The organism is Bradyrhizobium sp. SZCCT0148, assembly GCF_018129985.1.
GTDB classification, from domain to species: Bacteria; Pseudomonadota; Alphaproteobacteria; order Rhizobiales; family Xanthobacteraceae; genus Bradyrhizobium; species Bradyrhizobium japonicum_H.
Genome location: NZ_JAFCKT010000019.1, coordinates 65,121 through 75,593, shown reverse-complemented (window position 1 = coordinate 75,593; position 10,473 = coordinate 65,121). Strand labels below are relative to the sequence as shown.

The window sequence follows — 10,473 nt, the reverse complement described above, 5'->3', positions numbered from 1 at the left end:
CGCCTGCCCGAGGCCGGCATGGAGGAAAACCCCGTCAACCTCGACCCGCGCATGGCCAAGCTCGCCGGCGGCGTGCACCGCCTCGACGGCCAGCTCATGGTCGTCCTCGACATCGACCGTGTCCTCGATCTCGAAACCAGAGTGCAAATGGCTGCGTAAACTCACACCAAAGAACACCGAAGTCGGAGAGGAAAAATGAAGACTTGTTTGGTTGTTGACGATTCCAGCATCGTCCGGAAAGTTGCCCGGCGTATCGTCGAGGCACTGGGCTTTCAGGTGATCGAAGCCGAAGATGGCGTCGAGGCTCTGGTTCACTGCAAGAAGGCGATGCCGGAAGCCATCCTGCTCGACTGGAACATGCCCGTCATGGACGGTTTCCAGTTTCTGGGCACGCTGCGCCGCATGCCCGGCGGCGACGAGCCCATGGTCGTGTTCTGCACCACGGAAACCGGTATCGATCACATCACGAAGGCAATGGGCGGCGGCGCCAACGAGTACATCATGAAGCCGTTCGACAAGGACATCGTGATGGCGAAATTCCAGGAAGTCGGTCTGATTGCGCTGGACGAACAAACCGCCGCTTGAGACGCCTTCGTTAACTTCAAGAGGTCTTCCGTGAATCCGACCGAGTATGAGTATCTGCGTAAGTTCTTGAAGGACAATTCCGGTCTCGACCTGTCCGCAGACAAGCAATATCTGATCGAAAGCCGGCTGCTGCCGCTGGCCCGCAAGGCCGGGCTCTCCGGCATCGGCGAGCTCGTGCAGAAGCTGCAAGGCGGCGCGCGCACGGTGATCACCGACGTGGTCGAAGCCATGACCACCAACGAGACCTTCTTCTTCCGCGACAAGGTTCCGTTCGATCATTTCCGCGACCACATCATGCCGGAGATCATCAAGGCACGGGCTGCAAAACGCAGCATCCGGATCTGGTGCGCGGCCGGCTCGACCGGGCAGGAGCCCTATTCGCTGGCGATGTGCCTGAAGGACATGAGCGCAGCCCTCACCGGCTGGCGCATCGAGATCATCGCGACTGATCTCTCGCAGGAGGTGCTGGAGAAGGCCAAGTCCGGAATCTACAGCCAGTTCGAGGTGCAGCGCGGCCTGCCGATCCAGATGCTGATGAAATATTTCAAGCAGACCGGCGAGACCTGGCAGGTCAATCCCGAATTGCGGGCGATGATCCAGCACCGGCAGCTCAACCTGCTGCACGACTTCGCGCAGCTCGGTACCTTCGACGTCATCTTCTGCCGCAACGTGCTGATCTATTTCGACCAGGACACCAAGATCAACATCTTCAACCGGCTGGCGCGCCAGATCGAGCCCGACGGCTTCCTGGTGCTGGGCGCGGCCGAAACCGTGGTCGGCCTGACAGATACGTTCCGGCCGATTCCGGAGCGGCGCGGCCTCTACAAGCCGAACGATCCGCGTGCCGCAGCCGCCAAGCCGGCCTTCGCCGCCGCAGCGCCGCGACTGGCGGTCATGGCAGGACGATAGACATGGCCGAGGATGGCAAGGGTACGGAACGCGTCACTTTCAGTCGCGGCTACGATGTCTGCATCATGGCCATCGACGGCACATGGCGCCGCGACTGCACGCTCAACGCGATCTCCGATACCGACGCCATCCTCACGGTGGAAGGCTCGATCCAGGGGTTGAACCTGAAGGAGTTCTTCCTGCTGTTGTCGTCCACGGGCCTCGCCTACCGCCGCTGCGAACTGGTCCGCGTCAACGGCGCCGAAATGGACATCCAGTTCCTGCGCGGCAAGAACCGGAAGAAGCGCGGCTCGGCCGGCGGCCGTGACGAAGCGGCGTGATCCGCGCGCGTCCTTTCCGATCCATTGCTTCACATTTTCTGAAAACATCCGAATGAATTCGCGATAGCGGCTTTACGTGGCCTAAGTGCGAACCGTGTATCCTTTGATGATCCCAATCTCAGGATACTGAAATGCCCAGAAGTTCTCTTTCCCCCATCTCATCGAACCTGCCCGACGGCGCCGAGCGGCGCGCGCTTCAGCTCCTGGTGGTCGATGATGACGCCACGCAGCGCAGCCTGATCACGGTCGCCGCCAAGCAGGCCGGCCACGAAGTCTCCGTGGCGCCGTCCGTGGCGGATGCGATCGAGAAGCTTCGCGCCGCGCGCTTCGACTGCGTGACGCTCGATCTCGTTCTGGAGGACGGCGACGGCATCGACGTGCTGCGCGAGATGGCGGCGGCGAAGTTCGGTGGCGCCGTGATCGTCATCAGCGGCATGGACGGCAAGCGCCGCAGCGCCGCGCGCAGCTTCGCCCGGTCCGTCGGGATCGAGCTCCAGAGCCTGCCGAAGCCGCTCGACCTCGCGGCCCTGCGCATCAGCCTCGCCAATCTCGGCAAGACCGCGATGGGGCTTCCTGCGATTCACACCTGGGGTGGCGTCGCCACCGACGCGATCGTGGAACGGCATCGCGCCTGAGGCTTACGAAGCAGCCGAGCGATGGAGCGCGGCTGCTGCGCCGCGGTGACCGCGCTCTATGTTGCGTTGCCGGATTCCGACAGCGATTGCAGGGCGCGGCCAAGGCCCGCCCGGCAGGCATTGAGGGCGGCACTTGCCGTGGCATAGCGCGGCGTGACGTCATCCAGCACGAAGATCTCGGTGGAACCCGCGATCGCGCCATCGGGTACGGGCTCGACGTTTTCCGGTTTCATCGCCGCGTCGATCAGACGCACACTGATGTCGATGCGCGCGATCAGTGAGCGAAGTTCTGCTGCGATCAACTGACGGCTGTCGGCGTCCGCCATCGCGGCGAGCGGGGGTGTGCCTGCGTAATTTAGCATGGATATTCTCCGTCCCCCGCAATAAGGCACCTCGTCGCTACTTGTGCGTTAAGTCCATGTCCCGTACAAATACGGGTGGGCCGAATCCGCGCCAAACGCCATAACGGGAGGCGGACGCGAGTCCTTCATGCCAACTGGATGTGGCACATGGCCGAACAAAGCTCTCGCGGTGAAATCTTCGTAGTCGACGACGACCCTGCCGTTCGCGACACCTTGTCGATGGTGTTGAAAGCGGCGGGCTATGAGGTGATCTGTTTTGCCGACGGCGCAGCGTTGCTCTCCGTCGCGCGAAACCGCACACCGGCTGCGATCCTGCTCGACGTGCACATTCCTGGGAAGTCGGGCCTCGACATTCTGGAGGAGCTGCAGGGCGAGGATTATCCGGCGCCGATCTTCATGATCTCCGGACAGGGCGACATCGCGATGGCGGTTGGCGCGATCAAGAGCGGCGCGCTCGACTTCATCGAGAAGCCGTTCCGCGGCAGCGAGATCGTCGGCCGGCTCGACGAGGCGATCGGCGCCTATGCACGCAGGCAGGCGGAGAACGCCTCGCCGAAATTTAGCTCGCTGCATTTCCCCGGACGTGAGCCCCTGACCCGCAGGGAGCGCGAGGTGCTCGAGCAGTTCGCATCCGGTGCGTCCAACAAGGAAGCCGGCCGCACCCTCGGCATCAGCCCGCGCACCATCGAGGATCATCGCGCCAACATCATGAAGAAGCTCGGTGCGCGCAACGCCGCCGATCTGATCCGCATCGTGATGACCGCGGCGCAGCGCGCGTCGTAAAATGGTCCTCGTGCCCGGACGCAGTAACTCGTCCGGGCTACGGGGATCTCAAGCGCTCAGCGCCTTGCGGATGACCCGCGCGAGATCCGATTTGCGGTAGGGCTTGGCCAGCAGCGTCACGCCGGAATCCAGCCGGCCGTGATGGATGATCGCATTCTCGGTATAGCCTGACGTGTAGACCACCCTGAGATCGGGCCGCGTCTTCATCAACTCGTCGGCAAGCTGCCGTCCATTCATCTTGCCGGGCATGATGACGTCGGTGAACAGCAGGTCGAACGGCTTGCCGGAGGCAACGATCGCCAGCGCCTCCGCCGCGTTCGCGGCCTGCAGGGTGACGTAACCCAGCGAGTGCAGCTGCGCGAGCACATAGTCGCGCACCAGCCGGTCGTCCTCGACTACCAGGATCGTTTCGTGTCCACCCTCGATCGTCGCCGGCGTCACGCCCTCGCTGACGACTGTCGGCGTCTTGCCGGGCGGCAGGTACATCTTGATCGTGCTGCCGTGGCCTTCCTCGCTGTAGATCTTGATGTGGCCCGCCGACTGCTTGATGAAGCCGTAGACCATCGACAGTCCGAGTCCGGTGCCCTTGCCCGGTCCCTTCGAGGTGAAGAAGGGGTCGAACACCCGGGTCAGCAGGTGCGCGGGAATCCCGGTGCCGGTGTCGCTCACGGCGATCAGCACGTAACGGCCGGGGCGGATGTCGTTGCCGCTGGCATAGACCTCGTCGAGATAGGCCGCGCCGGTCTCCACGATCAGCTTGCCGCCGCTGGGCATGGCATCGCGGGCGTTGAGCGCGAGGTTGAGGATCGCGGTGGTGAGCTGGTTGGGATCGACGATCGCGACGCAACTCTCCTCCTCGAACACCGATTCGATCTGGATCTGCTCGCCCAGCGTCGGTCGCAACAGCTTCGTGGTGTCGACGATCAGCGCGTTGATGTCGATCTCGCGCGGCTGGAGCGGCTGCTTGCGCGCGAAGGCGAGCAAATGCTGGGTCAGCTCGGCGCCGCGCGCGGCGGCTTCGTCGATCATCTTCGTGATGGCGGCGAGCTGCGGCTCCTTCGCGACGGCCTCAGCGAGGATCTCGATCGTGCCGGTGATGACGGTGAGGATGTTGTTGAAATCATGCGCCACGCCGCCGGTGAGCTGGCCGACCGCCTCCATCTTTTCGGCGTGGCGGATGCGCTCCTCGGCGGCGATCTTGTCGGTGAGGTCGCGGTAGAACACGTTGAACAGCAGGCCCTCGCGGCGCTCCAGCGCGGTCACGCTCACCTCGGCCCTGAATTCCTTGCCGTCGCGGCGGCGGCAAATCAGCTCGCGGCGATATTTCAGCGCCCGGTCTTTCCCGTTTTTCGGGAAGTTCTTCATTCTCTCCAAGACGATCTCGCGGTTGCTCTCGGCGATGATCAGGTCGATGGTGCTTTTCCCGAGCACCTCGTGGCGGGGCCAGCCGAACAGCTGCTCGGCCTGCGTGTTCCAGTTCAGGATGCTGCCGGTCTCGTCGGTCTGGACGAAGGCGTCGAGCGAGGTCTCGACGATGTTGCGGGCAAGCCGCTCGCTCTCGCGCAGCGATTCCTGCACGAGCCGCGCCTCCGTCATGTCGCGCCCGACGAAGAAGTAGCGTTGCGCCTGCTCGGACCAGCTGCCGAGCCAGGACAGCCAGACCTCGTGTCCGTTGCGGTGGAAGCAGCGCGTGTCGGCGAGCTTGACGCGCTCGCCGCGGCGTAGCGCGCGCATCTCGGCACGGGCGGGCTCGAGATGATCCAGGTGAATGAAGTCGGTGCCGCTGCGCCCGATCATCTCATCCGGCCGATAGCCGAGAATGGTCTCGCTGCTCGGGCTGATCTGCGCGATGGCGCCTCGCGAGTTCATGACCATGATCAGGTCCTGCGACGTGTCGAAGATCTGCCGGCGCTCTTCGAGCTGTTGCTGCACCTGCCGCTCGGCCCGCCGCGCCTCGGTGAGGCTGTGCGCGGTGCCGGAGACGCCCACGATTTCGCTCGACGATCCCCTGATCGGCGAGAGGCTGAGTGAGATCTCGATCGGCGTGCCGTCCTTGCGCAGGCGCACCGTCTCGAACCGTTCGATCGGCTCGCCTCGCGCAATCCGCGCCAGGATTTCCTTGCCTTGCGCGCGGCGGTCGGGCGGGACGATGATCTCGGTGGATTTCCCGATCGCCTCACTCGCCGTATAGCCATAGAGCCGCTCTGCGGCCGGGTTCCAACCTGTGATGATGGCATCGAGCGTCTGCATCACGATCGCATCGTCGGATGATTCGACGGCGGCGCTGAACAAGTGCTCGCGTGCCGCGTGATGGCTTCGCGCCGCCTCGGTGCGGCGGTGCTCCCGGACCTCCTGCTCGAGCGCGGCTGTCTTCGCCCGCGTCTCTTCGACCATCCGGGCGAATGCCCGCGCCAGCACGCCCGTCTCGCCGCCGGCATCGACGGGGATCTCCGCTTGCTGTCCGCGGCCGATCGCCTCCACGGCCGCGGTCAGGCGGCCGATCGGTCGGGTCAGCGAGCGCGCCAGCAGCACTGCGAGTGCAGCCGCAGCGAGGATGGCCAGCACGCCGACCAGCAGGGACGTATTTTGAATGGCGGCCGGCACCCGGCCGAACACGGCCGGCGGAATGGTCACGATGATTGCGGTCCATTCCTTGCCGGCCAGCAGTGCCGGTGCGATCGCCGCGCCGCTCGGCCGGCCCGCCTCGTCGGTCATGAGCCGCGTAGATACGTCCGATGTGCCGGCCAGACTCGCGAAGAACGGAAAATCATTGCGCCAGTTGGTGGGGCGGCCGTGCAATGTGCCGAACTCTCGCGTGCGATCAGGATGGACGAGATAATCGCCGCGCGAATTGACGACGTAGATCTCGCCACCCGAGCCCGCCGTTCCGCGCACGTGATCCAGGGCCGGGCGCATGTCGATATTGGCGATGATGATGCCGAACGGCTTGCCATCCGGTGTGAACAGCGGCATCGCGACCCGCAGCGTCGGAACGTGCAGGGCCGTGGTGCCTCCCTGGCGGGTGGCGAGATCGATGGGCGAAACGTAGATCTCGCCCGGCGCCAGCCCGATCGTGTCCTGAAAATAGGCTCGTTCGCCCTTGCGCTCGAGCTCGCTGTTGGGGGCGATCCGCACCGCCCCGTTCGGGCCGGAGTGGTCGACCCGCACCAACTCGCGCTGATCATCGTCGATGCCGATGATTCGAAACTGCGCGTAGCTGGGCTTGGCCTCGATCTCGGCCGCGAGCCGCGTCGCGATGCGCTCGCGCCAGGTTTGCTCCGACACGCCGTCTGCGGGGTCGACGCCGCCGGCGAGGTGAGCGCGGATCAAGCCGTTGATGGCCGCGGCGGAGCGATAGCCGACCAGATCGCCGCGAGCGCCGGCAACATAGGATTCCAGACCGGTGGCGAGCAGGCGTGACTGGGCCTCGACCCGTTCCAGCACGCGCGGAATCACCGCCTGCGTGGTGTTGCGGAAACCCAGCCACCCGACTGCGGCCACGGTGACCGCCACCAGCAGGATCATCGCAATCGCCAACCGCGTCGCGAGCGTCATGCGGATGTGCGCAGGGCTTCCCGGATGACCGCGCCTGGTCTGGCCTGGAGCCGAGGCACCCCCGTCATCGGCGGCCGGAGCTGACATCGGACCCTTCCGGCTCGCCTGCTTTCAGGCAACCATCGACCGCAGCGAGCAAGGCGTCGGGTCGGAACGGCTTTTGCAAACTGGCTACCGCGCCGAGCTTGGTCGCCATCTTCAGGAAGTCCGGCTCCGCATAGGCATCCGGCGTGACCGAGCGGCCGGAAATGACGATGATCGGAATGGTCGGAGCCAGTACCCGGATGTGACGCATCGTCTCAAGCCCGTCCATGCCGGGCATGAAGATATCGAGAAACAGGAGGTCGAACCGGCTGGCCTCGAACAGCGCAAGTCCCCTGTGGCCATCCCCGGCGACGGTGACGTGATGTCCGGCTCTCTCCAGGAGCAGCCGGATCGTGATTTGAACGGCCGGGTCGTCATCCACGATCAGGATGTTGGCCACGTCTAAATTCCTCCGGGCCGGATGGGGCCTCCCCGCCGGCTGCAAATCAAACCATCAAAAATGAAATTGTTGCGCGGATTTCGCCCGGCCTGCAAGCACTTCGCGAGTGGCGCGCTGTCACTTTGCATGGTTCCATGCATATTCCGGCCGGTCGTGCCGCATCCCCTCCGTACCCTCCCACAGTGTGGGGGACGGGAACGGACCTTTGCCGTAGCGCTAGCCGAGCCTCATCTCATCGCGTTCTAATAGGTCAAATATTCCGGGTAATGGCTTCGGATCTTGTCGAGCTCGCTGAGCGTGCCTGACAAGTGCTTGCGCAGATGCTGCTGCGCGGCGTCGGGATCGCCGGCCTCGATCGCGCGCGTGATCAGCCGGTGGTGACGGACGATATTCTGGGCCTTGCCGGGCGAGGGCAAATGCAGCCGTCGCAGCCGGTCGATATGTCCGCTGCGGCTGCGCACTAGCGTCCATAACTCCTGCTTGCCGGCCGCGGCATAGAGCTGCGCGTGAAAATCATTGTCGGCGGCAATGAAGCTCTCGAAGTCGCCGGCCTTGGCGAACTGCTGCTGAAGCGCGATCGCATGGTCGAGGCGGAGGACCAGGGCCTGGTCGTGCTGCTCCGCAAGCAGCCGGACGATTTCGAGTTCGAGCGCCTGGCGCAGGAAATGCGCCTGCTCGGCGCGGCCGACATCGACCCTGCTGACCACGGTCGCGTGTTGCGGAAACACGTCCACGAGGCCTTCTTCCTCGAGCCGCATCAGGGCGTCGCGGATCGGCGTCGAACTGACGCCGAATTGCGCGGCGAGAGCCGTCCTCGACAGCGGCGAGCCCGGGGGCAATTCGAGCGCGAGAATGGCGTTGCGCAGCCGCTCGAACACCTGCGGCGCGGCCTGCCGGGCCCGGTCGAGCCGCGCGCCGGGACGGGCCACGCGGGCCGCGGGATGGGTAGTCTCCATGGCGAAGGCTCCGGCAGACTTGCCTTTGATGCACTAATACATTAGTGCATCACCAGGATCGCTCGTCAATGGCGGCCGGAGGAAACGAACAACTATGATCAATCAATTTCAGCGTGGCGTTGCCGCCATCGCCCTGATCGCCGCAACAATGCTGTCGGTTTCGCCGGCGTGTGCACAGCAGAAGTCCGAGATCTCGCTGTCGCGCCAGCCCGGCATTTTCTACATGCCGAGCCACATCATGGAGAAGCAGAAGCTGATCGAGAAGCATGCGGCTGCTCTCGGCGTTCCCGGCGTCATTACCAAATGGGTGACCTTCTCCGGCGGCGGCGCGCAGACCGATGCGCTGCTCGCGGGCGGCGTCGACATTCTCAATACCGGCACCGGCAACCTCCTGCTGTTGTGGGATCGCACCCGCGGCGGCGTGAAGGGCATCGTCGCCACGTCAGCCCAGCCGATGACGCTGATCAGCCGTGACGCCAACATCAAGTCGATCAGGGATTTCGGCCCCTCGGACAAGATCGCGGTACCGACGGTGAAGGTCTCGACCCAGGCGATTGTGCTCCAAATCGCGGCTGCCGAGGCTTTTGGCGCCGACCAATGGTCGAAGCTCGATTCCAACACCGTGCAGCTTGGTCACCCCGACGCCTACGCGGCGCTGTCCAACCCCAAGCACGAGGTCCACACGCACTTCTCGATTCCGCCCTTCACCTTCCTGGAACTGAAGAACGTGCCGGGCGCGCATGTCGTGCTGTCGTCGCCGGACGTGATGGGCGGGCCGCTCAGCCAGGCGCAATTCTTCACGACCACCAAATTCGCCGACGCAAACCCAAAGATCATCCAGGCGGTCCGCGACGCGACCAAGGAAGCGCAGGACCTGATCCGCAGCGATACCAGGCAGGCGGTCGAGATCTACAAGGAGATCACCGGCGACAAGACCTCGGTCGAGGAACTGCTCGATCTGCTGAAGGAGCCGGGCATGATGGAATGGAATCTCGAGCCGCAGGGCACGATGAAATTCGCCGCGCATCTGTTCAAGACTGGCACGCTGAAAAGCCAGCCGAAGGCCTGGACGGATTACTACCTGCCCGTCGCACACGACCTGAAGGGCAACTGATGGCGCTGCTCGACGTCAGCTCCGTGACGCTGCGCTACAAGACCTCCAGCGCCGTCGTCACCGCCACGGAGAGGGTGAGCTTCACGGTTGACAAATCCGACCGCTTCGTGCTGCTCGGTCCCTCCGGCTGCGGCAAGTCGACCCTGCTCAAGGCCGTCGGCGGCTACATGAGCCCGAGCGAGGGTCGCATGACCATCAGTGGCCGCGAAATCCACGGCCCCGGCGCCGACCGCATGATGATCTTCCAGGAGTTCGACCAGCTGCTGCCCTGGAAGAGCGTGCTCGCCAACGTGATGTTTCCGCTGCTGACCGCGCGAAAGCTCTCGCGCAAGGACGCCGAGGCGAAGGCGCGGTCCTACATCGAGAAGGTCGGCCTCACGCGCGTGGTCGACGCCTATCCGCACACGCTGTCCGGCGGCATGAAGCAGCGCGTCGCGATCGCACGCGGCATGGCGATGGAGCCGGACATCCTTTTGATGGATGAGCCGTTCGCCGCGCTCGACGCGCTGACACGCCGGACCTGCCAGGACGAGCTGCTTCAGCTCTGGAGCGAGACCAAATTCACTGTGCTGTTCGTGACGCATTCGATCGCGGAAGCGATCCGCATCGGCAACCGCATTCTGCTGCTGTCGCCGCATCCCGGCCGCGTCAAGGCCGAGGTGATCGACGTCGACAAGGTCGGCAACGAGGACGGCAGCGCCGGCCGGCTGGAGAAGGAGATCCACGATCTCCTGTTCGCCGGCGAAGCCACCGCGCATTGAAGGAGCCGC

11 protein-coding genes and 1 pseudogene are annotated in these 10,473 nt (G+C 64.5%); 8 read left to right on the top strand and 4 right to left on the bottom strand.

Annotated features, from left to right (window positions below; all coding sequences use genetic code 11):
- From JQ580_RS34025 to JQ580_RS31075, 5 genes and pseudogenes are all read left to right on the top strand, one after another.
- Positions 1 to 159: pseudogene (locus JQ580_RS34025) on the top strand (chemotaxis protein CheW); the annotation flags it as partial.
- Positions 160 to 195: 36 nt separating this feature from the next.
- Complete coding sequence (locus tag JQ580_RS31090; protein WP_094897326.1) at positions 196 to 585, top strand: response regulator; 390 nt, start codon at positions 196 to 198, stop codon at positions 583 to 585.
- 30 nt (positions 586 to 615) lie between these two features.
- Positions 616 to 1,494, top strand: coding sequence for a CheR family methyltransferase (locus JQ580_RS31085; protein WP_212284753.1), 879 nt, complete (start codon positions 616 to 618; stop codon positions 1,492 to 1,494).
- 2 nt (positions 1,495 to 1,496) lie between these two features.
- The gene (locus JQ580_RS31080; protein ID WP_212284751.1) at positions 1,497 to 1,814 is read left to right on the top strand and encodes a PilZ domain-containing protein; all 318 of its coding nucleotides are present in this window, start codon (positions 1,497 to 1,499) and stop codon (positions 1,812 to 1,814) included.
- Positions 1,815 to 1,945: 131 nt separating this feature from the next.
- Positions 1,946 to 2,449, top strand: coding sequence for a response regulator (locus JQ580_RS31075; RefSeq protein ID WP_212284749.1), 504 nt, complete (start codon positions 1,946 to 1,948; stop codon positions 2,447 to 2,449).
- Positions 2,450 to 2,505: 56 nt separating this feature from the next.
- Here the strand turns inward: JQ580_RS31075 and JQ580_RS31070 are convergent, their stop codons facing one another.
- Positions 2,506 to 2,811 (bottom strand): hypothetical protein, encoded by a 306-nt coding sequence (locus JQ580_RS31070; RefSeq protein ID WP_212284747.1) that lies wholly within the window; start codon positions 2,809 to 2,811, stop codon positions 2,506 to 2,508.
- Between the two features lie 147 nt (positions 2,812 to 2,958).
- Between JQ580_RS31070 and JQ580_RS31065 the strand changes: the two genes are divergently transcribed.
- A complete protein-coding gene (locus JQ580_RS31065) occupies positions 2,959 to 3,594 on the top strand; it encodes a response regulator transcription factor (protein ID WP_212284746.1) in 636 nt (211 codons plus the stop codon).
- Between the two features lie 48 nt (positions 3,595 to 3,642).
- Here the strand turns inward: JQ580_RS31065 and JQ580_RS31060 are convergent, their stop codons facing one another.
- From JQ580_RS31060 to JQ580_RS31050, 3 genes are all read right to left on the bottom strand, one after another.
- The gene (locus tag JQ580_RS31060) at positions 3,643 to 7,236 is read right to left on the bottom strand and encodes a PAS domain S-box protein (protein WP_212284744.1); all 3,594 of its coding nucleotides are present in this window, start codon (positions 7,234 to 7,236) and stop codon (positions 3,643 to 3,645) included.
- The gene (locus JQ580_RS31055; RefSeq protein ID WP_212284741.1) at positions 7,214 to 7,633 is read right to left on the bottom strand and encodes a response regulator; all 420 of its coding nucleotides are present in this window, start codon (positions 7,631 to 7,633) and stop codon (positions 7,214 to 7,216) included. Before JQ580_RS31055 ends, JQ580_RS31060 begins: the two co-directional genes overlap by 23 nt.
- A 242-nt stretch (positions 7,634 to 7,875) precedes the next feature.
- Positions 7,876 to 8,589 (bottom strand): GntR family transcriptional regulator, encoded by a 714-nt coding sequence (locus JQ580_RS31050; protein ID WP_212284738.1) that lies wholly within the window; start codon positions 8,587 to 8,589, stop codon positions 7,876 to 7,878.
- Positions 8,590 to 8,683: 94 nt separating this feature from the next.
- Here JQ580_RS31050 and JQ580_RS31045 point away from each other — a divergent pair, with 94 nt between their 5' ends.
- Both JQ580_RS31045 and JQ580_RS31040 read left to right on the top strand, forming a co-directional pair.
- Entirely contained in the window at positions 8,684 to 9,703 is a 1,020-nt protein-coding gene (locus JQ580_RS31045) for an ABC transporter substrate-binding protein (protein ID WP_212284736.1), read from the top strand.
- Positions 9,703 to 10,464, top strand: coding sequence for an ABC transporter ATP-binding protein (locus tag JQ580_RS31040; RefSeq protein WP_212284734.1), 762 nt, complete (start codon positions 9,703 to 9,705; stop codon positions 10,462 to 10,464). The genes JQ580_RS31045 and JQ580_RS31040 overlap by 1 nt, the downstream gene beginning before the upstream one ends.
- Positions 10,465 to 10,473 lie beyond the last annotated feature (9 nt).